This window comes from Kitasatospora sp. NPDC096147 (genome assembly GCF_044763225.1).
GTDB lineage: Bacteria > Actinomycetota > Actinomycetes > Streptomycetales > Streptomycetaceae > Kitasatospora.
This window is the reverse complement of record NZ_JBIWFX010000001.1, coordinates 616,283-641,838: the sequence shown is the minus strand read 5'-3', so window position 1 is coordinate 641,838 and position 25,556 is coordinate 616,283. Positions and strand designations below refer to the sequence as shown.

The window sequence follows — 25,556 nt, the reverse complement described above, 5'->3', positions numbered from 1 at the left end:
GCAGGGCAGGCCATGAACGGGTGGACGCTGTACTCGATGGGTGACCTGGCCGAGCTGACGGGTCTGACGGCGGTGGGCGGTGGTCCGCCCACCGCCGTGCCGGTGGTCCGCTACTCGCCGGCCGCGAACCTGAGGTGGAGTTCGTACAGGGTGCCGGGCAGGACCACGAGCGCGGTGATCAGCCCGGTCAGGGCGTAGTTGCGGAGGCCGGCCACGTGCAGCGGGTACAGGGTCCAGCCGCTCAGCCAGGTGACGGCCCAGAGCTTCCAGGCGGTGGCGGTGGCGGCTGCGACCACCCGGCTCCGGAGGAAGTCGGCGGCGGACATCGGCCGGGGTTGGGGCGGGAGCAGTCGGACGCTGAGCAGGGCCGCGAGCAGGACGAAGGTGAGCCGCTGATGCCAACCGCCGTCGCCGGACTGGGACACCCCGCTGAGCACGGCGGCGGACAGGGCCAGACCGCCCACCAGGAGGAGACGGCGTAGGAGGAGCGGCTGCGGGCCGTCGGGCCCGATCGGCGTGCGCAGCCGGAACGGCAGCTGCGTCAGGAGGGAGATCAGCGAGGCCGCCTCCATCGCGAGCAGGGCGGCCGTCACGACCGTGCCGAAGCCCGGTGCCGCCGCGGGCAGTCCCAGGAGCCGCTGCCCCTCGGCTCCCGCCCAGAGCGTCACGGCGCCCAGGACCATCGGGCCCGCGAAGACCACCAGGACACCCGGGACGGTCCTGGTCCAGCCGGTGCGGTCGGTGGTGACGAACCGCGTGAACACCCCGAGGGCGTAGCTCATCAGACCCGCGATCACTCCGGCCGCAGCGATGCGGGAGGAGAGCGTGCCGGTGGAGCCGAGCGTGAAGCCGGGCGCCAGGAGGTCGGCCAGCAGCACGCCGGCGATCAGGGTGAGGTAGTCGAAGAAGGCGTCGGCGTACGCGGCCCAGCGGGGCGGTCCGGCGGGTGCGGACGGTAGTGCATCGCTCTCCGGCACGGGCTCCCCCTCGGGTCTGGAGGAGGGGACTGTACCGCCGCTTGACTGATGGATCGTCAGGAACCGTTGTCAACAGTGCAGTTCGTCGTAGCCGTGGGAGCGGAGGAGGCCCCGGGCCCGGTGGGGGGCGGGCCCGGGGGCTGCTCAGACCGGGGCGGGGACGCGGATGACCTCGGCGGCGCCGCCGGTGCGGTTGTGGCGGTCCTCCCAGGTCTCCAGGGCGGTGCGGCAGGCGTGGTCGAGGTGACGCAGGCCGTGCAGGTCCAGGTGGACCGGGCGGTCGGTGGGGAGCCGTTCGAGGGTCTCCAGCAGGCGGGGGAGCCGGAGGAAGGTGGCGTTGCCGGCCAGCGCGACGTGTATCGGGCCGTCCGCTCCGGGATCGGAGACCTCGACCTGGAGGTGCGAGGTGTCCCAGGCGGACTTGAGGACGGCCAGCAGCAGGCCGAGCAGCACGCCCTCGAAGAGGTTGGTGGCGACGATGGCGACGGCGGTGACCACCAGGATCAGTGCCTCGTGACGGTGCGAACGCCACAGCGGGACGAGGGACTTGACCGGGATCAGCTTGAAGCCGGCGTGCACCAGGACGCCGGCCAGGGCGGCCAGCGGGATGACGGTGAGGGCGGCCGGGATGAGGGCGGCGAAGAGCAGCAGCCAGAGGCCGTGCAGGACGCGGGAGGCCTTGGTGCGGGCGCCGGCCTGGACGTTGGCGGCGCTGCGGACGATGACGGCGGTCATCGGGAGGGCGCCGAGCAGGCCGCAGACGGTGTTGCCCGCGCCCTGGGCGAGCAGTTCCTTGTCGTACTGGGTGCGCGGTCCGTCGTGCAGGCGGTCCACGGCGGCGGCGCTGAACAGGCTCTCGGCGGAGGCGATCAGGGCGAAGGCCAGCACGGTGCCGAGCACGCTGATGCTGCCGAGGGCGGCCAGATCGTCGGTGCCCGGCAGGCTGATCACCCCGGCGAGGCCGGCCACGTCCACCTTGGCGACCGGGAGGGAGAGCGCGGCGGTGACGGCGGTGGCCCCGGCGACGGCGGCCAGCGGCGCCGGCAGGGCGCGGAAGGCGCCCGGCAGCTTGGGCCACAGGACCAGCACCGCCACCGTGCCGACGCCGATCGCGGCGGCGGTGAGCGAGGTCCGGGAGGAGGCCGTGTCGAGGACCAGGCCGGGCAGGCCGGCCAGCTTGTCCAGGCCGGTGGACGGCGCCTTGAGGTCGGCCATCGCGTAGAGCTGACCGGCGATCAGGACCAGGCCGATGCCGGCCAGCATGCCCTGGACCACCGAGACCGAGATGGCGCGGAACAGCCGGCCGAGCCGGGCGGTGCCCATCGCCAGCTGGATCAGCCCGGCGGCGGCGGTGATCACGCCGAGGGTGCCCAGCCCGTGCTCCTGCACCGCGCCGTACACCAGCACGGTGAGGCCGGCGGCCGGGCCGGAGACCTGGAGGCTGCTGCCGGGGAGCAGGCCGGTCAGCAGACCGCCCACGATGCCGGTGACCAGGCCGAGTTCGGCCGGGACGCCGGAGGCCACGGCCACGCCGACGCAGAGCGGCAGCGCGACCAGGAAGACGACCAGGGAGGCGGGTAAGTCGGCCTTGAGGGCGGCGAGCCGGGAGCGGGCGGGCGCCGGGGGTGCCGGGGCTGCGGGGACGGGGTGAGGTGGCATGGGTTCCTCGCGAGGGTCTGGAGGCGGCAGGACGGGGGCCTCCCGCCGGCACGGCCGGGACGGCCCTCGTGGCAGGGCGCGTCCACCGCACGGCCGGTGGCCGGGGGAGGCGGGAGCAGGGTGTCGGGTGTGAGCGCGTGGTGCGGCCGGCCGGGCGGAGCCACGGACGCGGCGGGCCGGTGCGGCGTGCGGCGTGCGGTGGCCCGGAGGGCCGGGGGTGTGGTCGGCGAGGCCGGCGCGATGGGACGGCCGGCCCGGGCGGACCGGCTAGAGCGGGAGGAAGAGGCCGCTCTCCGGGCGGTGCGAGAGCACCAGGCCGGTGTGGATCTCGTAGAACCAGCCGTGCAGTCTGAGCCGACCGTCCGTCAGGCGGCGGGTGATGCCCGGGTAGGCGCGCAGGCGGTCGAGTTGGGCGAGCACGTGGCGCTGGACGGGGCCGGCCACGGTCGGGTCGAAGACCTCGGTCTCGTCGCCGGAGCGGAGCAGGTGGTGGTCGGCGGTGCGCAGCCAGGCGTCGACGGCGGGCAGCACGCTGAGGTCGTCGCCGCGCACCACGGCGCCGACCGCGCCGCAGTGCGAGTGGCCGCAGACCACGATGTCGCGCACGCCGAGCACCTCGACGGCGTACTCGATGGTGGCGGCCTCGCCGGAGGTGGTGCCCGGTCGGTGCGCCGGGACGATGTTGCCGGCGGTGCGGAGCTCGAACAGGTCGCCGGGGTCGGCGCCGGTGATCAGGCTGGGCACCACGCGGGAGTCGGAGCAGGTGATGAAGAGCGCCTGCGGGGTCTGGCCGGCGGCCAGACCGGTGAGTTCGCGGCCGGCGTCGCCGGCTCGCTGCGGGAAGGCCCGGGCTCGGTCGATCAGCGGTTCCATGCGGATTGCCTCCTTCGGCCACCCTCGCGTCTGGCGCTGCGGGGGGCGTGGTCGGATCGGGCAGACGGGAGCGGGCGTACGGGTACGCCGGTGAACGCCAGGCGTGACCCAGGGTGCATCCCCGGTGACCTGATGTCGCGTCAAGACTCAGTAAAGCATGAGTATGTACCAGTCAAAGTCGATGCGAGGGGAGGAGACGTGCCGGTGTGGTTAACATCCTGTTGCCGGATGCGACGGGAAGCCTGCCGAAGTGCCAAGGAGCATGCCCGGTACGGAAGCTGACGGACCGTCTGGCAGGACGCGAGGAGCCCGGGCGGGCCGGGGTCAGCGGCGGACCATCAGGTCCAGCGTGTCGGCGACCGCCGTGCTCACCGCTTCGCGGTGTCGGAGCGCACACTGCGGGGCCTCGCTCCGGGCGCGCACGCCCCGGTGTGCCAGCAGGTGGAGCAGGCACAGGGTGCGCAGGCAGTTGCCGTACTCCGCCGGGACGGGCATCGCCGGGCCGTCGGGTCCCGTGCGGAAGCGCTCGCCCAACGGGACCAGCCAGGAAACGGCCTGGGACTCCGTCAGGTCGGGGCGGGTGAGCACCCGCCTGATCGCCCGGGCCGGCCGGTCGCCCTCCAGCTGCGCCCGGACGTGGGTGGTCGGCGCGGCCAGCCGGGCGGCGGCCAGGGTGAGCATCCGCTCCGGCGCCACCTCCGGATGCAGCCCGAAGGTGGCGAGCAGATCGGCGCCGTGGGCGACGGCGTGCAGCCACCCCGGCTCCGGACGGTGGCCGCGCAGGTCCGGTTCGGCCGGGTACCAGCGGGCGAAGGCGGTCACCCAGTCGGGGGCGAAGTCGCCGGCCGTCACCAGCATGTCCAGGACCAGCGGGGCGAAGGTCCGGGCCTGCACCCGGGGACCGGCGAAGCGGGCGGCCATCTCGTCGCCGAGCGAGCGGCGCAGCGGCGGCGGGATGACGCCCCGTTCGATCCAGGTGTCCAGTACGGTGTAGGCCGCGCCGTCCCGGACCGCCGGGTCCGGATCGGCCGGCGCGGCGGAGAGCTGGGGCAGCAGCCCGGCCACGGTGCGGTCGGCGGGGACGGCGAAGCCGGCCGCCTCGATCAGCTTCCAGTCGGTCACGGCGCGGACGGAAGCCGCCCGGGGGCGCGCGGGGCTCGCGAATTCCGGGAGCGCGACGGGGTAGGTGACGGAGAGTCAAGGTGCCGAACGTCACGCCTTGATCCTGCCTTTACTTTTCGTTGACCCTTTCGAAGCTGGGTGGTCCCCTGAAAGACTGTGCGACCACCCCTTGACCTGCGCCCCAGCGCCCTGCCGGAGGGAAGCCCCGTGCCCGTGCCCCGTCTGCAATCGACCCCGCTGCCCGGAATCGGCGTGCAGTACGACCTGACCACCCGAGAACATCAGCACCTCTCGGTGATCGCGCACCGGGACGGCACCCGCACCCTCAACACCTACCGCCGGGACGACCCGGACGCCTGCTCGCTCTCCGTCCACCTGACGGAGGGTGAGTCCGCCGCCCTGATCGACGCCCTGACGCCCGCTCACCACAGCCCCACCGTGCTGCACACCGTGGAGCTCGGCCTGGTCGCCGAGCGGATCGAGCTCTCCGGCTCCTCGCACTGGAACGGCCGCGAGCTCGGCGACACCCGGATGCGCACCGAGACCGGCGTCTCGATCGTCGCCGTGCTCCGCCGCACCGGCGCCGTGCCGTCCCCGACCCCGGACTTCCGGCTGGCCGGGGGCGACACCCTGATCGTGATCGGCACCCGTGAGGGCGTCGACGCCGCCGCACTGATCCTTGGACGGGAGTGAACGCTTGCACACCGCCACCATCTTCATCGAGCTCGGTGCGATCATCCTGACCCTGGGGCTGCTGGGCCGAATAGCCGGCCGGTACGGCCTCTCGCCGATCCCGCTCTACCTGCTCGGCGGCCTGGCCTTCGGCCACGGCGGACTGCTGCCGCTGAGCAGCAGCGAGGAGTTCGTCGCCACCGGCGCCGAGATCGGCGTCATCCTGCTGCTGCTGATGCTCGGCCTCGAGTACACCGCCTCCGACCTGGTCACCAACCTGAAGAGCCAGTACCCCGCCGGGATCGTGGACTTCGCGTTCAACGCCCTACCCGGCGCGGCGATGGCCCTGCTGCTCGGCTGGGGCCCGGTCGCCGCCGTCGTGCTGGCGGGCGTCACCTGGATCTCGTCCTCCGGGGTGATCGCCAAGGTGCTCGGCGACCTCGGCCGGCTCGGCAACCGGGAGACCCCGGTGATCCTCAGCATCCTGGTGCTGGAGGACCTGGCGATGGCGGTCTACCTCCCCATCCTGACCGCCCTGTTGGCGGGCGCCGGGCTGGTGGCCGGCGGCATCACGCTGGCCATCGCGCTGGCCACGGCGGGCGCGGTGCTCTTCGTCGCCCTCCGGTACGGCCGGCTGATCTCCCGGTTCGTCTCGCACGACGACCCCGAGAAGCTGTTGCTGGTGGTGCTCGGCCTCACCCTGCTGGTGGCCGGCGTCGCCCAGCAGCTCCAGGTCTCGGCCGCGGTCGGCGCGTTCCTGGTCGGCATCGCGCTCTCCGGTGAGGCGGCCGAGGGCGCGCACACCCTGCTCAGCCCGCTGCGCGACCTGTTCGCGGCGGTGTTCTTCGTCTTCTTCGGCCTGAACACCGACCCCGCCAGCATCCCGCCCGTGCTGCTCCCCGCGCTGGCGCTGGCCGTGGTCACCGCGCTCACCAAGATCGCCACCGGTTGGTGGGCCGCCCGGCGGGCCGGTCTGGCCTCCCGGGGCCGCTGGCGGGCCGGCGGTGCGCTGGTCGCCCGGGGTGAATTCTCCATCGTCATCGCCGGGTTGGCGGTGGCGGCCGGGATCGAGCCGGCGCTCGGTCCGCTGGCCACCGCGTACGTGCTGCTGCTGGTCATCATCGGCCCGCTGGCCGCCCGGTGGACCGAGCCGATCGCCACGGCGCTGAGCGGCCGATTCGGCGGGGGCCGGCGGACCGCGCCGGCGGAGGCCGAACGGCGCACCGAGGAGTCCGAGGTCGTCGCCTGACAGCAGGCGGTCTCCGGGGCACTCGCCTCCCTCCCGGGGGAGGCGGTGCCCCTTCTGCCTGCCCGGGACGGTTCAGCGGCGCTGGTGACGGCGGCGGTGGGCTTCGCGGCTCGGGGGACGGGCCGGACGGGCGCCGCCGCGTCATGCCCGCGGAGCCGCTGATGCGGCTGGTGGAGCCGGGGTGGGTCGTGCCGGAGGACCGCCGGAGGCGCACATCGACGGGGCGGACCGGGTCGAGGACCGGGTCGCGATCGGGGCCGCGTGCGCCGGGCAGGCGAACCGGCGCTTGCACCACGGGAGTTCGCCGGCACCGCGTGGCCCGGCGGCCGGGCGCCGGTGGCAGAGGTCTCGCGGTGGTTCCCGGACGCGGCGTCGAGCCCCGCTGACGTCCGGCCGGAGCTGCGGTGGTGAGCGGGCGGCCGGGCCCCGGTGGGGGCGGCATCCGGTCCCGAGCGGTCGGTCATCGATCGGAGACGGGCGGAACGAGGCGGCATCGGACATCCGGCGAGCAGTCAGCAGTGCGGTGGCTACCGTGATTTGACAGCACGGGGCCGGTCGGTCCGGTGCTCGGATCCGGTGGAGGGGTGGGGCGGATGACACTCGTGCTCGGGGACAGGGTGAGACGCGGGACGGCCGGGTTGGTGGCCGCCGCGCTGGTCGGGGCGCTCGGGGCGGTGGCCGTACCGGCGGGGGCGGCGCACGCGGAGGCGGAGGCGGCGCGGCTGGTCTACGTCGCCAACCTGCGCGGCAATTCGGTCAGCGCGTACGACCCGGTGAGCGGCGCGGTGGTGGCGACCGTCCCGGTGGGGCGCAGCCCCGAAGGGGTGGCGGTCTCGCCGGACGGCGCCAAGGCGTACGTGACCAACAACAGCGACAACTCGGTCTCGGTGATCGACACGGCGACCAACACGGTGGCGGGCACCATCGCCGTCGGCCGGCTGCCCGGGCCGGTGGCGATCTCGCCGGACGGGCGCTCGGTGTACGTGGGGCGCTTCATCAGCCCCGGGGTGGGCGGTGTGGACGTGATCGACACCGCCACCCAGGCCGTCACCGGCACCGTGCAGGTCGGCAACCAGCCGTTCGCGATCGGCTTCGCCCCGGACGGGCGGCGGGCCTACGTGGCGAACTTCGTCGGCAGTTCGGTGTCGGTGATCGACACCGCCAGCACCACGGTCAGCAGCACCATCGCCCGGCCCGACGCCCGCACCCCCTCCGCCCTCGCGGTCAGCCCGGACGGCGGGCGGGTGTACGTCGCCAACTTCAACAGCAACAACCTCTCGGTGATCGACACCGCGACCGACACCATCACCGCCCTGGTACCGACCGGCGGCGGCCCCGGCGGCGTCGCGGTCTCACCGGACGGGCGCTTCGCGTACACCGCCGACGAGAACGCCAACACCCTCTCGGTGCTGGACACTTCGACCCTGGGCATCGTCGCCTCGGTGCCGGTCGGGTCGATCCCGGTCGCGGTGCTGGCCGACCCGGACGGTGACGCCCTGTACGTCGCCAACGGTGGCGGCAACACCCTGTCGGTGGTGGACCCCGCCACCCACACGGTGACCGGTACCGTCCCGACCGGCAACACCCCGTTCGCCCTCGGGCAGGCTCAGGCGGCCCCGGTCGTCGACCGGATCACCCCGGACCAGGGCCCCGCAGCCGGCGGCACCACCGTCACCCTGACCGGCCGTCACCTGGCCGGCACCCGGTCGGTGAGCTTCGGCGGCGCTCCGGCCGCGAACGTCACGGTGGTGAACGCCACGACCGTCACCGCGACGGCCCCGCCGCACGCACCGGGCACCGTCGACGTGCAGCTCACCTCGGCCGGCGGCCGCACCGTCCCGGCCGGGCGCTACACCTACCGCGCCCCGGCCCCGGTGATCACCGGCATCGCTCCCGACCACGGCCCGGCGGCCGGCGGCACCGTGGTCACCATCACGGGCGGCAACCTCGGCGGCGCCACCGCCGTCTCCTTCGGCGCCGTCCCCGCCGCCGCGTTCACCGTCGAGAGCGACGGCCGGATCAGCGCCACCGCCCCGTCCGCGAGCGCGGCCGGCCCGGTCGACCTCACGGTGACCACCCCGGGCGGCAGCGCCAAGGCCGGCTACAACTACACCCGCGACACCAGCAAGCTGACGGCCAGTCCGCTGCTGCTCTCCATCGCGCCGGGCCAGCTGAGCGTCAACCTTACCCTCGCGGCCACCCTCACCGACACCACCACCGGCCGCCCGGTGCCCGGCGCCACCATCCGCTTCACGGTCGGCTCCACCGCAGTCTGCTCCGGCGTCACCGACGCCAACGGCACCGCCCGCTGCACGGGGCTGGTCCCGGTGCTCACCGTGCTGCTGCACCTCGGCTACACCGCCACCTACGCGGGTGGCCCGGCACTGGAGCCCGCCTCCGCGACGGCCGGTCTGATCCGGCTCGGCTGACACCCGGTCGGCTGACATCCGGTCGGTCGGCGTCCGGTCGGCTGCCCCACCGGTCAGGTGCCGGTGAGGGCAGCCGTGACGCCGTCCAGCACGGCGGGGTCGGTGAGCAGGTCGTTGTGCTTGAGGCAGGCGGCGGTCTTGGTGTTGACGGCGCCGGTCAGGGGAGTGCTGGTGGGCGGGGAGATCTGCTCGTCGCAGTCCGACCAGAAGGTGAAGTAGCGGACGGGGGAGGGGGTTTCGGGGGCGGCGTTGAGGCGGCCGACCACGTAGGAGTTCGGGGTCATGTCCTTGCACCCCTGGTCCCACAGGGCGCAGAACCAGGCGAGCCCGGTGCCGTGGTTGGGGCCGGCCAGCGAGACCCAGGTGCGGACGGTCCGGGAGCCGTTGCCGTACTTGACGTACCAGCGGGTCGGCAGACTGCCGAGGCTGTGGGCGACCAGGTCGACCTGGGTGGCGCTGGTCTGCCGGAGCACCTGGTCGACGTAGGCGGAGAGTTGGCCGGCCAGTACCTCGTTGGTGGAGCGGGAGGTGTCGTAGGACCAGGCGAAGATCCGGTCCGCCGGTATGCCGCGCGCGGTGAGGGCGGCGGTGGCGGTGCCCCAGACCCCGGGGCCCGCGTTGCGCCCGTGCACCAGGATCACGGGGATGCGCTCGGTCGAGGTCGAGGTCGAGGTCGAGGTCGAGGTCGAGGCCGAGGTCGAGGTCGAGGTCGAGGTCGAGGCGGTGGTGGTGGCCGTGGCCGTGGGGGAGACGAGCAGGGTGGCGGCCAGCGCGGTGGTGGTGAGCAGGCGCATGCGAGGGTCCTCCGGCTCCGGTGGGATGCGAGGAGTACAGCATGGACCTGCCAGGCCCCGCCGGTCAGTACCCGGGACGCGGCTGCGGTGTCTTACCGTTCGCTGACGGCGGGCCCGGCGCGCCCGCCGGGGCGGGGTGGGCGCTCTAACGTGCCGTCATGGACGTTCTGGTGACCGGCGGAGCCGGATTCGTGGGGTCCGCCGTGGTGCGGCGGTTGGCGGCGGAGGGGCACCGGGTGCGGGTGCTGGACGCGCTGTTGGAGGCGGTTCACCCGGGGCGGCGGCAGCCGGAGCTGCCGGCCGAGTTCGTGGTCGGGGACGTCCGCGATCCGGCGGTGGTGGACCGGGCCCTGGCGGGAGTGGATCTGGTGTGCCATCAGGCCGCGATGGTGGGGCTGGGGCTGGACCTCGGCGACGCGCCCGACTACGTGGGGTGCAACGATCTGGGGACGGCGGTGCTGCTGGCCGCGATGGACCGGGCCGGGGTGCGACGGCTGGTGCTGGCCGGATCGATGGTGGTCTACGGTGAGGGGCGGTACGCGTGCGCCGAGCACGGCGCGGTGGCGCCCGCGCCCCGCCGGGTGGCCGACCTGGACGCGGGGCGGTTCGAGCCGCCGTGCCCGCGCTGCGGTGCGCCGCTCGCTCCGGGTCTGGTCGGTGAGGACGCTCCGGCCGATCCGAGGAACGTGTACGCGGTGACCAAGGTGGCCCAGGAGCAGTTGGCGGCGGTCTGGGCCCGGACCACCGGCGGGGCGGTCCTGACGCTCCGTTACCACAACGTCTACGGCCCGGGGATGCCCCGGGACACCCCGTATGCGGGGGTCGCCTCGCTGTTCCGCTCCGCGCTGGCCCGGGGCGAGGCGCCCCGGGTGTTCGAGGACGGCGGCCAGCGGCGGGACTTCGTGCACGTGGACGACGTGGCGCGGGCGAACCTGGCCGCGCTGGCGGCGGTAGGGCGGCGGCCGGCCGGCAGCAGCCGGGCCTACAACGTCGGCAGCGGTGATCCGCACACCGTCGGCGAGATGGCCGCCGCGCTGGCGGCCGGGTACGGCGGGCCGGCCCCGGTGGTCACCGGTGAGTACCGGCTGGGCGACGTCCGTCACGTCACCGCCGACTCCGGCCGGCTGCGGGCCGAACTGGGCTGGCGCCCGGAGGTCGGCTTCGCGCAGGGCATGGCCGACTTCGCCGGTGCGCCGCTGAGGGGGTGAGGGTGTGTCCGGCCCCGCCCGCCCTCACCCGGGCGGGGCCGGACACCGGGGAAGGATCAGCCCCAGATCCAGCGCTGGTTGTCCCAGCCGTTGCGGTCCCAGAGCTGGACCTTGGTGCCGTTCCCGTTGATGGTGCCGAGGTCGGCGTCGAGGACGCGGGCGTTCTTCTTGGTCTGGAGGGTCTGTCCGTCCCAGATCCAGATCTGGTTGTCCCAGCCGTTGCAGTCCCAGAGCTGGACCTTGGTGCCGTTCCCGCCGATGGTGTTCAGGTCCGCGTCCAGGCAGCGGTAGTTCTTCTCGGTCTGGATCCAGTAGTAGCCGACCGGCTGGCCGGAGACCGGGGTCCAGATCCAGGTCTGGTTCGACCAGCCGTTGCAGTCCCAGAGCTGGACCTTGGTGCCGTTCCCGTTGATGGTGTTCAGGTCCGCGTCCAGACAGCGGCCGCCGTGGCCGCTGCTGAAGCGGGTGGTGCGGTAGTTGGCGGCCAGTGCCGGAGCGAGCGCGCCGGTGCCGGCCGCCGGCGGTGCGGCGGTCCGGGTGGGGGCCTCGGCGGGGGCCGGGGTGGCCGCGGTGGCGCCGGTCGCCAGCGGCAGGGGGAGGACGGTCAGGGCGGTCGCCACGACGAGGGAGAGCCGGAACCTGGTCATCTTTTCCTCAATTCATCAGTACTGAACTGTCTTCTGCATACGGTGAATTGACCGGCCCGGAGGGCAAGCGGGCCGTCAGCAAAAGTAGTTCGTCAGCGGATGACCGGGAAGCGGCGTACGGAAGTGCGGTACCCCGCGCTCAGGACGGCTGGGGCGCCGGGAGGGTGATCTCGAAGCAGCAGCCGCCGGCCACGTTCCGCACGGCGGCCCGGCCGGCGTGGGCCTCGGCGATGCCCCGGACGATGGCGAGGCCGAGTCCGGCGCCGCTGTCGCCGGGGAGCGGGGCGGAGCCCGGCAGCGGAGTGCGGGCGGGGGCGCCGCGCCAGCCGGTCTCGAAGACCCGGTGGAGGTCGGGCTCGGGGATGCCGCCGCAGCCGTCGGTGACGGCCAGCACCACGTGGTCCTGCTCGCGGCGGGCGCTGACCGCCACCTCGCCGTCGGCCGGGGTCGCGCGGATGGCGTTGACCAGCAGATTGCCCAGCGCACGGCCGATCTCCCGGCCGTCCACCTCGACCGGCACGGGGGCGACCGGGCCGCCGACCAGGCGTACGCCGTGCCGGGTGGCCAGCGGGTGGGCGCCGGCCAGTGCCTCGTCCAGCAGGTCGTGCACCGAGACCCGGGAGGGGGTCAGGGTGAACGCGCCGGCTTGGAGCCGGGAGAGCTCGAACAGGTCGTCCACCATGCCGCTCAACCGGTCCACCTCGGTGCGGATGGAGCGGTGGTAGCGGTCCGGGTCCTCGGCGACGCCGTCCTCCAACGCCTCGGCCATCGCGCGCAGACCGGCGAGCGGGGTGCGCAGGTCGTGCGAGATCCAGGCGATCAGCTCCCGGCGGGACGCCTCCAGGGTGCGCTCGCGTCGGCGGGACTCCGCCAGCCGTTCGTTGGTGGCGGCCAACTCGGCGCTGAGGTCGGCGAGTTCGGAGCCGAACGGCCGGTCAGGGGCGGTGAAGCCGGCGTCGCTGCCGACCGTCCGGGCGGCCAGCGTCAGGGCCCGGCTGCCCGCGACCACCTGCCGGCCGAGCAGCGCGGCGGTGAGCAGCGAGACCACCGCGCCCATGCCGAGCACGGTGAGCACCACGCCCAGGTCGTGGTCGGAGAGGAACATCGCCTGCGCGACCGAGGCGGTCCCGGAGACCATGGCGAGCACGGTCACCACGGCCACGGCGAACAGCGAGAGGGCGACCGAGCGGCGGCGCAGCATCCGGACGGCGGGCCAGCCCAGCAGGCCGGCCAGCCCGGCTCCGACGGCGGCGAACAGGGCGATCAGCAGGATGTCGTTCATGGCGGTGCGTCAGCTCTCCGTCGGGCCGTGCGGGGCGGGATGGTGCCGGGCTTCCGGGGCGGACCGGTCGACGGGCGGGACGGGATCGAGGGCGCCGACGTGCTCAACGGTGACGGTGCCGGTCGCGCCCGCCGTGCCGGTGGGGTCGAGCGGGTCGAAGCGGTAGCCGACGCCCCAGACGGTGTGCAGCCGCAGCGGTGCCGCCGGGTCGTCCTCGATCTTCTCCCGAAGCCGCCGGACGTGGACCGTGACGGTCGACTGGTCACCGAACTCCCAGCCCCAGACCCGGCGCATCAGCTCGTCCCGGGAGAATGCCGCCCCCGGATGCCGGAGGAGGAACTCCAGCAGGTCGAACTCCCGCAGGGTCAGCTGGAGTTCACGCCCGGACCGGAACGCCCGGCGGGCCTGCGGGTCGAGCGAGAGGTCGCCGGCCCGCACCGAGACCCCGGCCGGCGGGGTGGCCGCTCCGTGCCGCCGGAGCACCGAGCCGACCCGCAGGGTGAGCTCGCGCGGGCTGAACGGCTTGGTCACGTAGTCGTCCGCGCCGAGCTCCAGGCCCAGGATCCGGTCAGCCTCCTCGCCCTTGGCGGTCAGCATGATGACGGCGGGGGAGCGGCCGTCGGAGCCCGCCCGCAGCCGGCGGCAGACCTCCAATCCGTCCATGCCGGGCAGCATCAGGTCGAGCACCACCAGGTCGGTGCGGTGCCCGGCCAGATGGGCCAGTGCCTGCGGGCCGTCGGCGGCGTGGTGGACGGTGTGGCCCGCACGGCGCAGGTACCCGACCACCACCTCGGCCACCGTGGGGTCGTCGTCCACCACCAGGACGGTCGCGGGAGGATTCGGCTCTGTCACGGGTCGAGCCTAGGAGAGGGCTCGGCCGGACGGGTAACGCCGGGCCGGACGTCCGCGTTCCGTAAGGAGTCGGTGCGGCCCGTCCCGGCGGCCGTCGGCCTACGGTGCAGGGGTGACCCCTCCCCTGCACCCTCTCGCCGGTCCCCTGCTCCCGCCCGCCGGTCCCTCGGTCGACGTCGTGCTCCCCTGCCTGGACGAGGCCGCCGCGCTGCCCTGGGTGCTCGGCCGGATTCCCGCCGGCTGGCGCGCCCTGGTGGTGGACAACGGCTCGCGCGACGGCTCGGCCGAGCTGGCCCGTGAGCTCGGCGCCACCGTGCTGACCGAACCGCGCCGGGGCTTCGGTGCCGCCTGCCACGCCGGACTGCTCGCCGCCACGGCCGAGCTGGTCTGCTTCCTGGACTGTGACGGCTCGCTCGATCCGGCCCAACTCCCGCTGGTGGTGGGCCCGGTGGTGGACGGGACGGCCGATCTGGTGCTCGGCCGCCGTCGGCCCACCAGGCCGGGTGCCTGGCCGCTGCACGCCCGGCTGGCCAACGCCGAGCTGGCCCGCCGGCTGCGGGCCCGGACCGGTGCGCCGCTGCACGACCTCGGCCCGATGCGGGCCGCCCGGCGGGAGCGGCTGCGGGCCCTCGGCCTCGGCGACCGGCGGTCCGGATACCCGTTGGAAATGGTGCTGAACGCCTCGGCCGCCGGGCTGCGGATCGCCGAGGTGGACGTCGACTACCGTCCCCGGAAGGGCCGTTCGAAGGTGACCGGCACCCTTCGCGGCACCCGCCAGGCGGTCCGGGACATGCGGGCCCAGCTGGCCGCGCCGCCGGCCACCCTGCTGGTGATCGCCAAGGCCCCGGTACCGGGCCGGGTGAAGACCCGGCTCACCCCGCCGTGCACGCCCGAGCAGGCCGCCGAGCTGGCCGAGGCCGCCCTGCGGGACACCCTGGACGTGCTCTCCACCGTGCCGGCCGGGCGCCGGGTGCTGGTGCTGGACGGCGAGCCGGGGCCCTGGCTGCCGCCGGGGTGGCGGGCGGTGCCGCAGGTGGCGGGCGGCCTGGACGTCCGGCTGGCCGCCGCGCTCGGCGCGGCGCCCGCCGGGGCGCCGGTGCTGCTGGTCGGGATGGACACCCCGCAGCTGCCGGCGGAGGTGCTGGCGGAGGCGCTGTCGCCGACCGCCCGGGCGGGGATCGACACCTGGTACGGCCCGGCGGCGGACGGCGGCTTCTGGGCGGTCGGCCTGGCCCGGCCCGAACCGGCGCTGGCCGAGCGGGTGTTGACCGGTGTCCCGATGTCCGTGCCGGAGACCGGAGCGGTGCTGCGGGAGCGGCTGGCCGGAGCCGGGCTGCGGGTGCGCGAGCTGCCGGTGCTGACCGATGTGGACACCGCGGCCGAGGCGGCGCAGGTGGCGGCGCTGGTGCCCGGTGGGCGGTTCGCCCGGGTCTGGCGCTCCGTCGGTGCGGAGGTCCGGTGAGGGCCCCGGGCCGACGCGCTCCGCAGCCGCGCGGCGTGGCGGGGGCGCCGCGCCCGTGGATCGACGATCCCTTCGCCGAGGCGATCCGGGCCGGTCGCGGACCGCTCTGGCTCCGACGGGCCGACGGTGGACGGCAGTTGCTCGATGTGGAGCGCTGGTGCGCGCCGCCGGACGCGGCCGACCGGACGGTGCTGGAGCGCTGCGTCCGGATCGGCCGCCCGGTGCTGGACGTCGGCTGCGGCCCGGGCCGGCTGGTGGCCGAGCTGCTGGCGCTCGGCGTGCCCGCGCTCGGCATCGACCTCACCGAGGCCGCCGTCGAGCGCACCCGCCGCTCGGGCGGCAGCGCGCTGCACCGCTCGGTCTTCGACCGGGTGCCCGGGGAGCACCGCTGGGGTGCGGTGGTGCTGTTGGACGGCAACCTCGGGATCGGCGGGGATCCGGCCGCGCTGCTCCGGCGGCTCGCCCAACTCGTCTCGCCGGAGGGGTGGTTGTTCGTCGAGACGGAGTCGGAGCCGGTGGACGAGCGCGTCCGGGTCCGGATCGAGGGCGGTGCCGGCCGGCTGGGCCCGCCGTTCGTCTGGGCCCGGCTCGGACCGGGCGCGCTGGCCCGCCGGGCCGCTGCGGCCGGCCTGGTCGAGACGGCCCGCTGGGTCAGCCGGGGGCGCAGCTTCACCGCCCTGCGGGTGGCCGCCGGTTGAGCCGCCGCCGCCGGGCCGCCTCGCGCGGCCCGGCGGCGGCGGGGTCGGTCGGCCGGTCAGGCGCCGACGCCCGGAAGTCCGGTGGTGAGCCCGTCCAAGGCGTGCGAGCAGAGGCAGTCCCGGGCGTCGGGCAGCCTGGTCAGGGTCTCGAAGAGCACGGTGCGCAGCCGGTCGACGTTGCGCCCGAACTCCGCGAACACCTCCGCCTGGCTCACCCCGTCGCCCGTCTTCACGCCCGCGTCCAGGTCGGTGACCAGCGCCAGCGAGGTGTAGCAGAGGCCCAACTCGCGGGCCAGCACGGCTTCCGGATGGCCCGTCATGCCGACCACCGACCAGCCGTTGGCGGAGAACCAGCGGGACTCGGCCCGGGTGGAGAAGCGCGGGCCCTCGATCACCACCAGCGTGCCGCCGTCCACCGGCTCCCAGTCGAGCCCCTTGGCGGCATCCAGCGCGGCGGCCCGCCCGTCCGGGCAGTACGGGTCGGCGGACGAGACGTGCACCACGCCCGGGACGCTGCCGTCGGCCAGCGGCAGCCCGTCGTAGTAGGTGCCCGCCCGCCCCGAGGTGCGGTCCACGAACTGGTCCGGCACCACCAGCGTGCCCGGCCCGTACTCGGCCCGCAGCCCGCCCACGGCCGAGGGGGCGAGCACCTGGCGGACGCCCAGCGAGTGCAGCGCCCAGAGGTTGGCCCGGTAGTTGATCCGGTGCGGCGGCACGGAGTGCTCCCGGCCGTGGCGGGGCAGGAAGGCCACCCGCCGCCCGGCCGCCTCGCCGAGGAGGACCGAGTCGCTGGGCGTCCCGTACGGGGTGTCCACCACCACCTCGGTGACCTCGTCCAGCAGGGCGTAGAGCCCCGATCCACCGATCACGCCAAGTGCTGACGTACCGTCAGTCATGCTGTACCGCCCAGGTGTTGGATGTGCAGATGCGCTGCTCAGCCTAGGTGGGCGAGCCGGCCCCGGTGCCCCGGGTCTCCTTACGGTCCGCGAACGCCGTGCCCAGCAGGACGACCGCCAGTGCCGTCCCGTACGCCGCCTGCTGGGCGCCACCGCCCGCCAGGTAGACCACCTGGGCCGCCGCCGGGACGGCCAGCCACTCCCACCGTCCGTCGAGGGCGACCAGCGCCACCACCAGCAGTCCGTACCAGGGGTAGCCGGGGGTGAGCGCCAGCAGGGCGGTGCCGACCACCAGCAGCGAGCCGCGCCAGGGCCGCCGGGGGTCACCGCGCCACAGCACCCGACCGACCGCCAGCAGCACCGCCAGCACCGCCGCCGGGGCGGCCCAGCGCTCCGGCAGCACCAGCCGGAGCAGGGCGAAGCGCTCCAGATGGCCGTCCCGGTAGCCCTCCTCGCTGAGGTAGCCGGGCAGGTAGCCGAGCACTCCGGTGCCGGAGCGCAGCACGTACGGGAGGTAGCTGAGGGCGAAGACCGCGAGGGCGGTCAGCGGCAGCACCAGGTCCCGGGCGCGCGGCCGGCGGGCCAGGACCCCGGAGAGCGCGCCGGGGAGCGCGAGCACCGGGATCAGCTTGGTGGCGGTCGACAGCCCGAGCAGCGCGCCGCCGGCCACCGCCCGCCCGCGCTGCGCCGCCAGCAGCCCGCCGACCAGCAGCAGCGCGCCCAGCACGTCCACGTGCGCGTCGTTCACCGCCCAGACCACCACACCCGGGCACCAGCCCCAGAGGGCGGCCTGCCAGCGCCGCTCCCGGCCGAGCGCGGCGAGCAGCAGGCCGGTGACGGCCAGCGCCAGCAGCGCGCCGCCGACCTGCGCGGCCCGCACCCCGGCCCGGCCGCCGGCCGCGTACAGCAGGGCGAACCAGCCCTCGGCGACGGGTGGGTAGATGGTCACCACGGCGGGCCGGTTGACGTGGCTGCACTCCCCGGCGGCGGTGCGGCGCTCGTCCCAGCCGGTGCAGGCGGTGCCCCGGGGGAACAGCTCCGGCGCGCGCAGCCGCAGCCCGGCCAGGCCCGGTGCGTCCGGTGGCTCCGCGTACGGGGAGAGCCCGGCGGCCTGCACCCGGCCGTCCCAGAGGTAGCGGTAGGCGTCGTCGCTGGTGCGCGGCGGGGCCAGCAGCCCGGCGCAGGCGGCGGCCAGACTGCCCGTCAGCACCAGCGGGAGCACCGCCCGGGCCGGCACCCGGCGCAGCAGCACCAGCGCGAGGGCGAAGAGCAGCAGGTCCGCCGCGTACCAGGGGAGCAGGTGATCGCGGTCGCCGAGGGTGCCGCCGGTGCGGACGGTGGCGGCCAGTGCGGACAGCAGGGCGGCGAGGGCGAGGACGGCGGCGAGCAGCCGGCGGGCGGGAGCGGACACACCGTCAGGGTGCCACCGGGGCCCGGCCGTCCGGCGGGTGCGCGCCGCGCCGTACGGAGTCCGTAAGGTCACGGCCCGGGCGGGGGCGCCGTACGGCGTCCGTCCGCACAGCGCGGTCAGGGGGAGCGCGCGGCTCTGCGGTACCGGTGGTGCTCCGGCCGGGGCCGGGTGGTGGCTTCGTCCGCACGTCGCCCCCGGGAGGCAGGTGAGCGTCCCCGGCTCCGGGCTCCGCACGGCCGACGGTCCGTCGGATGACGGGCCGGGCGCGGGTGCCGTACGACTTCCGTAAGCATGTCGCAGGCCCCGGGCGGTGCCGGTCGGCGCTCTGATGGAGGGGTGACCGATCCCGACACCGGCGCCCCGCGCCGCTTCGACCTGCCGCTGCCCACCCCGCCGGACCGGCTGCGGGTCGGCCCGTTCCGCCCCGGGGCGTTCCGCTCCGGCCTGCACGAGCCCAGGACGGCGGTGGTGATCGGCCGCTGGCTGGGGGCGGCGGTGCTGGTCTGCTTCGTCACCGGGCTGACCAGCCACTACCTCCAGGAGCCCCCGGCCTGGCTGCGCACCCGGCTGCCGAGCCGCCCGGTCGACGGCTACCGGGTCAGCCAGGGCCTGCACGTGATCTCCGGGCTGGCCGCGATCCCCCTGCTCGGGGCCAAGCTCTGGACCGTCTACCCGGAGCTGTTCGCCTGGCCGCCCGCGCGCAGCCTCCGGCACGCGCTGGAGCGGCTCGGCATCGCCGTGCTGGTGGCCGGACTGCTGCTGGAGCTGTTCACCGGCCTGCTCAACACCGTCCAGTGGTACCCCTGGCCGTTCCCGTTCCGGCAGACCCACTTCTGGCTCGGCTGGACCGTGGTCGGAGGTCTGCTGCTCCACCTCGCGGTCAAGGCGCCGCAGATCGCCGCCCACTGGTGGCGGCGGACGGCCGGGGCGGTACCGGGCCGCCGCGCCCTGCTCGGGGCGGTCGGCGCCGCCACCGCCGCCGTCACCCTCACCACGGCCGGCCAGACCGTGCCCTGGCTGCGCCGCCTCGACCTGCTCGCCCCGCGCCGCCCCGACCTGGGGCCGCAGGGCCTGCCGGTGAACCGGACCGCGGCCCAGGCCGGCACCACCGCCGTGCCGGCCGACTGGCGGCTCACCGTCGACGGCCCGCGCCCCTACCGGCTGAGCCTGGCCGAGCTGCGCGCCCTGCCCCAGCACACCGCCCGGCTGCCGATCGCCTGCGTCGAGGGCTGGAGCGCCGACGGCGAGTGGACCGGCGTCCGGCTGCGGGACCTGCTCGACCTGGCGGGCGCCCCGCCCGGCGCCCTGCTGCGGATCACCTCGCTGGAGGCCGACGGCCCGTACGCGGTCACCGAGATGCCGCCCCGGTACGCCCGGGACGAGCTCACCCTGCTCGCCCTGGCGCTCGACGGCGAGGAGCTGGCCCCCGACCACGGCCACCCCGCCCGGATCATCGCGCCGAACCGGCCCGGTGTGCTCCAGACCAAGTGGGTCTCCCGGATCGAGGTGCTCGGATGACGCTCCGTCTGCTGACCGGAGCGGCCGGCACCGCGCTGATCGGGCTCGGCCTGTACGGGCTGCTGACCGACCCTCAGATCGCCGACCCGCTCGGGGTGCTGGTCTGGGCGGTGGGCGGTCTGCTGCTGCACGACGGCCTCTGGCTGCCGCTGGTCCTGCTCACCGGGACGCTGCTCGCCCGGACCTGGCCGGTGCGCACCGGTTTGGTGGTGGCCGCCGCGCTCACCGCGGTCGCCCTCCCCGTGGTGCTGCGCGCCGGGCAGGACCACGGCAACCCCTCCGTGCTGCCGCTGCCGTACCTGCGGAACTGGCTGCTCCTGCTGGCCGGCACGGTGCTCGCCACGGCGGTCGCCGTCGCCGTTCGGGCCCGGCGCCGGCGGCGGGCGTCCCCCGGACGCCCGTAAGGCGGGCGGGCCGCAGGGCGCGGCGGTAGGAAGGCGGGGACCCGCAGTGCCGAGGAGAGGACACGCCGATGTTCGAGGACCGCCGGGCCCGCCGGGAGGCCAACCACGCGTTCGACCGGGGAGAGGGGGTCAGCCGGTACCGGATGCAGCAGAAGATGTTCTCGATCGGGAACGACTACTGGATCGACGACGAGGCGGGGCAGCACGCCTACAAGGTGAACGGCAAGGCGCTGCGGCTGCGCCGCACCTACGCCATCGAGGACCCGGACGGGCACCGGGTGGCCAAGGTGCAGAGCCGGCCGATGCGGATCAAGGACTCGATGGAGATCGAGGACGCCGACGGACACCGGATCGCCCTGGTGAAGAAGGCGCTGATCAGCCCGCTGCGGGAGCGCTGGGTGATCAAGCAGGAGGACGGGGGCGAGCTCTCGGTGCAGGGCAACGTGCTGGACCACGAGTACACCATCGAGCGGGACGGCGTGAAGGTGGCCGAGGTGTCGAAGAAGTGGTTCCGGGTGCGCGACACCTACGGGATCGACGTCTCGGACGCGGTGGACCGGGCGACCGTGCTGGCCGCCGCGATCGCGATCGACGCGATGGCCCACCCGGGGGAGTGACGGTCCGTCGGGCCGCCGGGGGCGAGGTGACCCGCCGTCAGCGCTTGGCGCGGCGGCGGGCCGCCCACCAGCCGATCGCGGCGCCCACCAGCAGGGTGGCCGCGAGCACCAGCCAGAGCGGGAGGGTGACGGTCGGGATCCAGAGCCTGATCCGGACCGAGGCGGTGTTGACGGCGATGAACCAGACGGCCAGGGCGGCCAGGACCGCGACGCCGATGGTGCGGAGGCGGACGGCCCGGCCCCGGACGGTCACGGTGGACGGGCGGTCGGAGGTGTTCGTGTTGTCGGCCATGTGACCAGTATGAGTGGGTATGTCGTTTTGGATGTCTTTACTATTGCTTTACGTATTTTGTTAGGATGACTGCTCATTCGCTCGCGGCACGGTGGGGGAGCCGCCCCCGACAGGCAGGTGAGCAGCATGGTCAGGACCACGCGCCGACGGCTGGTGGCCGCCTATCCCTTCCTGGTCCTGGGCGGGGTGGTCGGCGCGGACGCGCTGGCCGGCGAGGACTTCACCCTGCTGGCGGCCTACTCCGTGGCCCCCGCCATGGCGGCGGCCAACGAACGCGTCCGCCGGGTGGTGGCGGCCGGCGGCGTCGCCCTCGTGGTCTGCCTCGCCGTCGCCCTCGCCGCGGGCACCGCCGGGACCTTCCGGGCCCTGGTGGCCTACGCGACGATCTGCGGCGTCACCGCCGCTGCCGCCTACGCGGCGGTGCTGCGCCACCGGACCGAGCTGGCCCGCGACGAGGCGCGCAGCGCGCTCGCCGAGCTGGCTCCGGTGGTCGGGGTGGCCCGCCAGGTGGTCTTCGAGCCGGTGCCCGCCAGCGTCGGTCCGGTCGCGGTGGCGGCCTCCTGCACCTGCGCGGGCCACGCCGTGCCGATCGGCGGCGACCTCTACGGGGTGGCCGCGTACCGGGGCGGCGTGCGGATGGTGATCGGCGACGTGCAGGGCAAGGGGCTGCCGGCCGCCGGAGCGGCGACCAGGGTGCTCGGCGCGTTCCGGGAGGCCGCGCCGTACGTGGAGAGCCTGGACCAGATCGGCGTGCGGATGGAGCGGGCGCTCCGGCGCGGCCGGGACGGGGACCGGTTCGTCACGGCGGTGCTGGTGGAGTACACCGAGGACGGCGTGCTCAGCGTGCTGAACTTCGGTCACCTCCCGCCGCTGGTACGGGCGGTGGGCGGCGGCACCCGGTACGCCGAGCCGGCCGCGCCGGGGCTGCCGCTGGGTCTCGGGGACCTGCTGGACGAGGGCCCCGGCCGGAGCCGGCTGCGGCTGGCCGCCGGGGACCGGGTGCTGCTCTACACCGACGGCATCGTCGAGGCCCGGGACGGCGCCGGCCGGTTCTTCCCGCTCGCCGACCACGCGCACCTGCTGGACGCACCGGACTACGGGGACGCCCTGGCGGACCTGCGGGCGGCGGTGGAGCGGCACACGGGCGCGCCGAGCGAGGACGACGCGGCGCTGGTGCTGTTCGGCCCGGCGGCGCGCTGACGGTGGCTCAGGTGGTCCCTGGCGGGCCGGCCTCGGGCCCCGGGGCCGGTTCGGCGTCGGGTTCGGGCGTGGGCTCGGGCTCGGGTCCGCGGGCCTGGTGGAGGGACCAGCCGGCCAGGGCGCCGGCGTAGATGGTGTAGCCGACGCCGATCAGCCAGGACTGGACCACCAGGACGGTGCCGACCGCACCGTAGGAGACCGCGCTGTCGGTCACCAGGGGGGCGAAGACCAGCCGGGAGAAGACCCGGAGGCCGGTGAGCGCGAGCACGGTGCAGACGGCGCCGGGGAGCAGGGTGCGCCAGGGGACCCGCGAGTCGAGCAGGAAGTGCTGGAGCCACCAGAACAGCAGGACACCGCCCACCTCGGTGGTGAACCAGCGCAGGGTGGTCCCGGCACCGGTGTCCGGCCAGGGCACGCCGCTCCAGGCGGCGACCAGGATGTAGCCGATCAGCCCGGCCAGGGCGAGGACCTGGCGCCAGACGTTGTGCCAGGCGCCGGGGCTGAGCCCCCAGATCCGCTCGTAGGCGTTCTGGACCGCGCCCATCAGGGCGATGCCGAAGACCGCGAGGGCGGTGAGGCCGAGTGCGGTGGTGGTGCTGAGGACCTGGCGGGGGGAGGCGAAGAGCTCGGAGACCCGTGCGGCGGAGGCGCCGGAGAGGCCGAGGCCGTCGATCAGCCAGTCGGAGATGCCGCTGCCCCCGGTGGGCGAGGCGGCGGCGATCACCACCAGCAGCGGCACCAGGGTGACGAAGCAGAGCGCGGCGAAGGCCATCGCCCGGTGCAGCAGCTCGACCTCCCGGCCGCGTGCCCACAGGGTGGTCGCGAGCCGTCGCAGCCCCCGCCTCACCGCTGGTGGCCACGGCCGGTGACCCGGTGGGTCGGGACCAGGACGATCATGGCTGTCTCCGTTCTGACCTCACCGCGTGTACCCGGTGGGCGGGCCCCGAAGCGGTGGCTCAGCCGTTCGGCGCAGCCCGGTTCACCGGCCGGAGCGGGCGTACCAACGGCCCTCGTCGTGGGTGACCCGGACCGGGCGGCCGAAACAGGCGGAGAGGTGGTCCGAGGTCAGGGCGGTGGCGACCGGGCCGGAGGCCAGCACCCGGCCGTCGCGGAGCAGCAGCGCGTGGGTGGTGTTCGGCGGCAGCTCCTCCAGGTGGTGGGTGACGGTGATGGTGGTCAGGCCGGGCTGACGGGCCGACAGCAGGCTGAGCGCGTCGATCAGGTCCTCGCGGGAGGGCAGGTCGAGCGCGTTGAACGGCTCGTCCAGCAGCAGCAGGGCGGGGTCGGCCATCAGGGCGCGGCTGATCAGGATGCGGGCCCGCTGGCCGCTGGAGCAGTCGCCGAAGCGACGGTCCGTCAGCTCCTTGAGGCCGAGCTCGGCCAGCAGGCGGTGGGCCCGCTCGTGGGTGGCCGGGTCGTATGCCTGCCAGACCGGCTGCACGGTGCCGGTGGCGCCGGTCAGCACCACGGTGTGGGCGGTGGCCTCCGCCGGGACGCGCTGCGCGCTGGACACCAGGCCGATCCGGGCCCGGAGTTCGCGCAGGTCCACCCGGCCGAAGCGGGAGCCGAAGACCTCGACCGTGCCGGAGGTGGGGAAGGTGACCGCCCCGACGATCTTCAGCAGGGTGGTCTTGCCGGCCCCGTTGGCGCCGAGCAGGGCCCAGTGCTGACCGGTGCGGACGGTCCAGTCGACCCGGTCGAGGATGACCGCCTGGCCCGAGGTGGGCCGGTGCAGCGAGACCCCGTCGAGCGAGAGCACGGCGGGGGAGGTGACGTCGTCGGCGACGGGCGGGGGCGTGGGCTCGGAGGTCATTGCGGCACGATAGCGGCCGATGGGTCGTCAGGTGGTGGTGCGTCTGCGGAGCGAGACGCCGCAGGCGGGGCGCGGATGGCGCGTCGCGGTGCGTGAAGCGGGGGATCGGGGGCAGGCGGAACGCGACGGAACAGGGGACCGGGGATCGGGAGGGCGAGATGTCGCACGTGGCGGAGTCGGTGGAGGTGGCGGCGCCGGTGGCGGTCGCCTACGAGCGGTGGCTGGCGAGCCCGGGCTACCCGGGCTTCCTGCACGGGGTGGAGTCGGTGCAGCTGACCGGCGCGCGCATGCGCTGGGTGACGGTGGTCAACGGGGTGGAGCAGGAGTCGGAGGCGGAGCTCACCGAGCTGGTGCCGGGGGAGCGGATCGCCTGGCGCGCGGTGCGCGGTGCGGAGGAGTCCGGGGTGGTCACCTTCCATCCCCTGGGCGACGGGGAGACCCGGGTGATGCTCCAGCTGGACCATACCCCGCACGGGGTGCTGGACAACCTCGGCGACTGGCTGGGCTTCGTCGCGCACGACGTGCAGCGGTGTCTGCGGGACTTCAAGGAGCTGCTGGAGGGCGGTAGCGCGCAGCAGGCCTGATCGCGGGTCGGATGCCTTGGGCGAGTGACCGGGGCGGCCCGCCGGTGGGCCGGAGGCCGAGAGCGGCCGGCGGCGTGCAGGGGCCCTGACCGGCCGTCTGATGTGGGGCGGCCGGTGGGCCCGGCCCTGCCGGTGCCCCGGGCGGGGGCAGGCCTGATCGGGCGTCAGGTCCGGCTGGGGAGGTGGCCGGTGCCCCTGGGCGCCGGAGCCGCGTGGCTGCGGCCGTCCGTGTGCCCCGCCCACCGACCCACGGGTGGGCTGCCCGGGTGCTCGTGCGGCCCCGGACGACTGGAGCCCGTCTTCGAGGGGCCGGCCGTCGGGCGGGACGCGCGGTCAGGCGGCCCGAGGCTGCTAGGCACCATCGCCCGGCGCGACCGCACCGCCGCCGTCAGCCTCAGCTCCCGCCGCACGGGCCGACTCGTCCGCCTCACCCACCCGTTGGCGTCCTGGCTGCGCGATCCGGCGGTGCTGACCGCACCCCCGGCGCTCTCGCTGCGCGCGATGGACCAGCTTCTACGCGGCCGGGGCGGTCACCCCGGAGGCGGCCGCCGTCGCGCTGGCCGGCCTGCTGCACCACTGGATGACGCGGGCCCGGGAGCGGCAGCTGGTCCGCTTCGAGCTCAGCCTGGAGGCGGCCCGACGGCCGGAGCTGCGCGCGGAGTTGGAGCAGGCGGGCAGTTTCGCCAGGGTCCGCGCGGTGGCGCTGCTCAAGGCGCTCGGTGCCCCGGAGTCCGAGGTGGCGGCCGATCTGCTGGTCTCCTGGACTGAGGGCCTGCTCTACGACCGGCTGGCCGGCGCCACCGCGCGCATCGGCCCGGCCCCGGACGAGGCCGAACTCGCTGCGGTGGTATGGGCGATGCTCCGCGCGGTGCTGCCCTGACCGGAGCGCGGCGGGCG

At 75.1% G+C, this 25,556-nt stretch carries 24 protein-coding genes and 2 pseudogenes; 13 read left to right on the top strand and 13 right to left on the bottom strand.

Features of this window, described 5'->3' with window-relative positions:
* Positions 1-110: 110 nt before the first annotated feature.
* The 4 genes from ACIRBX_RS02595 to ACIRBX_RS02580 form a co-directional block, all read right to left on the bottom strand.
* A complete protein-coding gene (locus ACIRBX_RS02595; protein WP_402293302.1) occupies positions 111-977 on the bottom strand; it encodes a hypothetical protein in 867 nt (288 codons plus the stop codon).
* Between the two features lie 144 nt (positions 978-1,121).
* Positions 1,122-2,636 (bottom strand): SulP family inorganic anion transporter, encoded by a 1,515-nt coding sequence (locus ACIRBX_RS02590; protein ID WP_402293301.1) that lies wholly within the window; start codon positions 2,634-2,636, stop codon positions 1,122-1,124.
* Between the two features lie 267 nt (positions 2,637-2,903).
* Positions 2,904-3,509: a carbonic anhydrase gene (locus ACIRBX_RS02585; protein WP_402293300.1), complete on the bottom strand. Its 606-nt coding sequence runs from the start codon at positions 3,507-3,509 to the stop codon at positions 2,904-2,906.
* A gap of 324 nt (positions 3,510-3,833) precedes the next feature.
* Positions 3,834-4,631: a DUF2785 domain-containing protein gene (locus ACIRBX_RS02580; protein ID WP_402293299.1), complete on the bottom strand. Its 798-nt coding sequence runs from the start codon at positions 4,629-4,631 to the stop codon at positions 3,834-3,836.
* Positions 4,632-4,853: 222 nt separating this feature from the next.
* Between ACIRBX_RS02580 and ACIRBX_RS02575 the strand changes: the two genes are divergently transcribed.
* The 3 genes from ACIRBX_RS02575 to ACIRBX_RS02565 all read left to right on the top strand — a co-directional run bounded on the left by ACIRBX_RS02575 (position 4,854) and on the right by ACIRBX_RS02565 (position 8,981).
* Positions 4,854-5,324: a cation:proton antiporter regulatory subunit gene (locus ACIRBX_RS02575; protein ID WP_402293883.1), complete on the top strand. Its 471-nt coding sequence runs from the start codon at positions 4,854-4,856 to the stop codon at positions 5,322-5,324.
* 4 nt (positions 5,325-5,328) lie between these two features.
* Positions 5,329-6,552, top strand: a complete 1,224-nt coding sequence (locus tag ACIRBX_RS02570) for a cation:proton antiporter (RefSeq protein WP_402293298.1) — start codon at positions 5,329-5,331, stop codon at positions 6,550-6,552.
* Between the two features lie 593 nt (positions 6,553-7,145).
* Entirely contained in the window at positions 7,146-8,981 is a 1,836-nt protein-coding gene (locus tag ACIRBX_RS02565) for an IPT/TIG domain-containing protein (RefSeq protein ID WP_402293297.1), read from the top strand.
* A gap of 53 nt (positions 8,982-9,034) precedes the next feature.
* Here ACIRBX_RS02565 and ACIRBX_RS02560 read toward each other — a convergent pair whose 3' ends face one another.
* Entirely contained in the window at positions 9,035-9,775 is a 741-nt protein-coding gene (locus ACIRBX_RS02560) for an esterase/lipase family protein (protein ID WP_402293296.1), read from the bottom strand.
* Positions 9,776-9,933: 158 nt separating this feature from the next.
* Between ACIRBX_RS02560 and ACIRBX_RS02555 the strand changes: the two genes are divergently transcribed.
* Positions 9,934-10,983: an NAD-dependent epimerase/dehydratase family protein gene (locus ACIRBX_RS02555; RefSeq protein WP_402293295.1), complete on the top strand. Its 1,050-nt coding sequence runs from the start codon at positions 9,934-9,936 to the stop codon at positions 10,981-10,983.
* Between the two features lie 56 nt (positions 10,984-11,039).
* Here the strand turns inward: ACIRBX_RS02555 and ACIRBX_RS02550 are convergent, their stop codons facing one another.
* The 3 genes from ACIRBX_RS02550 to ACIRBX_RS02540 form a co-directional block, all read right to left on the bottom strand.
* Positions 11,040-11,630 carry an RICIN domain-containing protein gene (locus ACIRBX_RS02550; protein WP_402293294.1) on the bottom strand — a complete coding sequence of 197 codons (591 nt, stop codon included), beginning with the start codon at positions 11,628-11,630 and terminating at the stop codon, positions 11,040-11,042.
* A 139-nt stretch (positions 11,631-11,769) separates the two neighbouring features.
* The gene (locus ACIRBX_RS02545) at positions 11,770-12,912 is read right to left on the bottom strand and encodes a sensor histidine kinase (RefSeq protein ID WP_402293293.1); all 1,143 of its coding nucleotides are present in this window, start codon (positions 12,910-12,912) and stop codon (positions 11,770-11,772) included.
* A 9-nt stretch (positions 12,913-12,921) separates the two neighbouring features.
* Positions 12,922-13,764 carry a response regulator transcription factor gene (locus ACIRBX_RS02540; RefSeq protein ID WP_402293292.1) on the bottom strand — a complete coding sequence of 281 codons (843 nt, stop codon included), beginning with the start codon at positions 13,762-13,764 and terminating at the stop codon, positions 12,922-12,924.
* A 145-nt stretch (positions 13,765-13,909) separates the two neighbouring features.
* On the opposite strand from ACIRBX_RS02540, the pseudogene ACIRBX_RS02535 reads away from it, so the two are divergent.
* From ACIRBX_RS02535 to ACIRBX_RS02525, 3 genes and pseudogenes are all read left to right on the top strand, one after another.
* Positions 13,910-14,584: pseudogene (locus ACIRBX_RS02535) on the top strand (glycosyltransferase family 2 protein); the annotation flags it as partial.
* 9 nt (positions 14,585-14,593) lie between these two features.
* Entirely contained in the window at positions 14,594-15,226 is a 633-nt protein-coding gene (locus tag ACIRBX_RS02530; protein ID WP_402293882.1) for a DUF2064 domain-containing protein, read from the top strand.
* A gap of 35 nt (positions 15,227-15,261) precedes the next feature.
* Positions 15,262-15,924 carry a methyltransferase domain-containing protein gene (locus tag ACIRBX_RS02525; RefSeq protein WP_402293291.1) on the top strand — a complete coding sequence of 221 codons (663 nt, stop codon included), beginning with the start codon at positions 15,262-15,264 and terminating at the stop codon, positions 15,922-15,924.
* A gap of 56 nt (positions 15,925-15,980) precedes the next feature.
* On the opposite strand, the gene ACIRBX_RS02520 is transcribed toward ACIRBX_RS02525, so the two are convergent.
* Together ACIRBX_RS02520 and ACIRBX_RS02515 are read right to left on the bottom strand one after the other, a co-directional pair.
* On the bottom strand, positions 15,981-16,820 hold the full coding sequence (locus ACIRBX_RS02520; protein ID WP_402293290.1) for an S-methyl-5'-thioadenosine phosphorylase: 840 nt from the start codon (positions 16,818-16,820) through the stop codon (positions 15,981-15,983).
* A gap of 43 nt (positions 16,821-16,863) precedes the next feature.
* Complete coding sequence (locus ACIRBX_RS02515; RefSeq protein ID WP_402293289.1) at positions 16,864-18,231, bottom strand: glycosyltransferase 87 family protein; 1,368 nt, start codon at positions 18,229-18,231, stop codon at positions 16,864-16,866.
* Between the two features lie 402 nt (positions 18,232-18,633).
* On the opposite strand from ACIRBX_RS02515, the gene ACIRBX_RS02510 reads away from it, so the two are divergent.
* The 3 genes from ACIRBX_RS02510 to ACIRBX_RS02500 all read left to right on the top strand — a co-directional run bounded on the left by ACIRBX_RS02510 (position 18,634) and on the right by ACIRBX_RS02500 (position 20,770).
* Positions 18,634-19,749, top strand: a complete 1,116-nt coding sequence (locus ACIRBX_RS02510) for a molybdopterin-dependent oxidoreductase (RefSeq protein WP_402293881.1) — start codon at positions 18,634-18,636, stop codon at positions 19,747-19,749.
* A complete protein-coding gene (locus ACIRBX_RS02505) occupies positions 19,746-20,153 on the top strand; it encodes a hypothetical protein (RefSeq protein WP_402293288.1) in 408 nt (135 codons plus the stop codon). Before ACIRBX_RS02510 ends, ACIRBX_RS02505 begins: the two co-directional genes overlap by 4 nt.
* Before the next feature lie 68 nt (positions 20,154-20,221).
* Entirely contained in the window at positions 20,222-20,770 is a 549-nt protein-coding gene (locus tag ACIRBX_RS02500; RefSeq protein WP_402293286.1) for an LURP-one-related/scramblase family protein, read from the top strand.
* Between the two features lie 37 nt (positions 20,771-20,807).
* Here ACIRBX_RS02500 and ACIRBX_RS02495 read toward each other — a convergent pair whose 3' ends face one another.
* Positions 20,808-21,062 (bottom strand): LapA family protein, encoded by a 255-nt coding sequence (locus tag ACIRBX_RS02495; protein WP_402293284.1) that lies wholly within the window; start codon positions 21,060-21,062, stop codon positions 20,808-20,810.
* Positions 21,063-21,188: 126 nt separating this feature from the next.
* On the opposite strand from ACIRBX_RS02495, the gene ACIRBX_RS02490 reads away from it, so the two are divergent.
* The gene (locus ACIRBX_RS02490) at positions 21,189-22,262 is read left to right on the top strand and encodes a PP2C family protein-serine/threonine phosphatase (RefSeq protein WP_402293282.1); all 1,074 of its coding nucleotides are present in this window, start codon (positions 21,189-21,191) and stop codon (positions 22,260-22,262) included.
* A gap of 7 nt (positions 22,263-22,269) precedes the next feature.
* Here the strand turns inward: ACIRBX_RS02490 and ACIRBX_RS02485 are convergent, their stop codons facing one another.
* On the bottom strand, positions 22,270-23,109 hold the full coding sequence (locus tag ACIRBX_RS02485; RefSeq protein ID WP_402293280.1) for a YhjD/YihY/BrkB family envelope integrity protein: 840 nt from the start codon (positions 23,107-23,109) through the stop codon (positions 22,270-22,272).
* Between the two features lie 132 nt (positions 23,110-23,241).
* Positions 23,242-24,075, bottom strand: a complete 834-nt coding sequence (locus tag ACIRBX_RS02480; RefSeq protein ID WP_402293278.1) for an ABC transporter ATP-binding protein — start codon at positions 24,073-24,075, stop codon at positions 23,242-23,244.
* A gap of 158 nt (positions 24,076-24,233) precedes the next feature.
* On the opposite strand from ACIRBX_RS02480, the gene ACIRBX_RS02475 reads away from it, so the two are divergent.
* Positions 24,234-24,659 carry an SRPBCC family protein gene (locus tag ACIRBX_RS02475; protein ID WP_402293276.1) on the top strand — a complete coding sequence of 142 codons (426 nt, stop codon included), beginning with the start codon at positions 24,234-24,236 and terminating at the stop codon, positions 24,657-24,659.
* A 544-nt stretch (positions 24,660-25,203) separates the two neighbouring features.
* Positions 25,204-25,539: pseudogene (locus tag ACIRBX_RS02470) on the top strand (TetR family transcriptional regulator); the annotation flags it as partial.
* Positions 25,540-25,556 lie beyond the last annotated feature (17 nt).

Coding starts and splice junctions, on each gene's coding strand:
- ACIRBX_RS02590 (WP_402293301.1), bottom strand. CDS start 2,636: ATGCCACCTCACCCCGTCCCCGCAGCCCCGGCACCCCCGGCGCCCGCC.
- ACIRBX_RS02550 (WP_402293294.1), bottom strand. CDS start 11,630: ATGACCAGGTTCCGGCTCTCCCTCGTCGTGGCGACCGCCCTGACCGTC.
- ACIRBX_RS02475 (WP_402293276.1), top strand. CDS start 24,234: ATGTCGCACGTGGCGGAGTCGGTGGAGGTGGCGGCGCCGGTGGCGGTC.
- ACIRBX_RS02545 (WP_402293293.1), bottom strand. CDS start 12,912: ATGAACGACATCCTGCTGATCGCCCTGTTCGCCGCCGTCGGAGCCGGG.
- ACIRBX_RS02495 (WP_402293284.1), bottom strand. CDS start 21,062: ATGGCCGACAACACGAACACCTCCGACCGCCCGTCCACCGTGACCGTC.
- ACIRBX_RS02500 (WP_402293286.1), top strand. CDS start 20,222: ATGTTCGAGGACCGCCGGGCCCGCCGGGAGGCCAACCACGCGTTCGAC.
- ACIRBX_RS02505 (WP_402293288.1), top strand. CDS start 19,746: ATGACGCTCCGTCTGCTGACCGGAGCGGCCGGCACCGCGCTGATCGGG.
- ACIRBX_RS02560 (WP_402293296.1), bottom strand. CDS start 9,775: ATGCGCCTGCTCACCACCACCGCGCTGGCCGCCACCCTGCTCGTCTCC.
- ACIRBX_RS02565 (WP_402293297.1), top strand. CDS start 7,146: ATGACACTCGTGCTCGGGGACAGGGTGAGACGCGGGACGGCCGGGTTG.
- ACIRBX_RS02480 (WP_402293278.1), bottom strand. CDS start 24,075: ATGACCTCCGAGCCCACGCCCCCGCCCGTCGCCGACGACGTCACCTCC.
- ACIRBX_RS02520 (WP_402293290.1), bottom strand. CDS start 16,820: ATGACTGACGGTACGTCAGCACTTGGCGTGATCGGTGGATCGGGGCTC.
- ACIRBX_RS02585 (WP_402293300.1), bottom strand. CDS start 3,509: ATGGAACCGCTGATCGACCGAGCCCGGGCCTTCCCGCAGCGAGCCGGC.
- ACIRBX_RS02555 (WP_402293295.1), top strand. CDS start 9,934: ATGGACGTTCTGGTGACCGGCGGAGCCGGATTCGTGGGGTCCGCCGTG.
- ACIRBX_RS02490 (WP_402293282.1), top strand. CDS start 21,189: ATGGTCAGGACCACGCGCCGACGGCTGGTGGCCGCCTATCCCTTCCTG.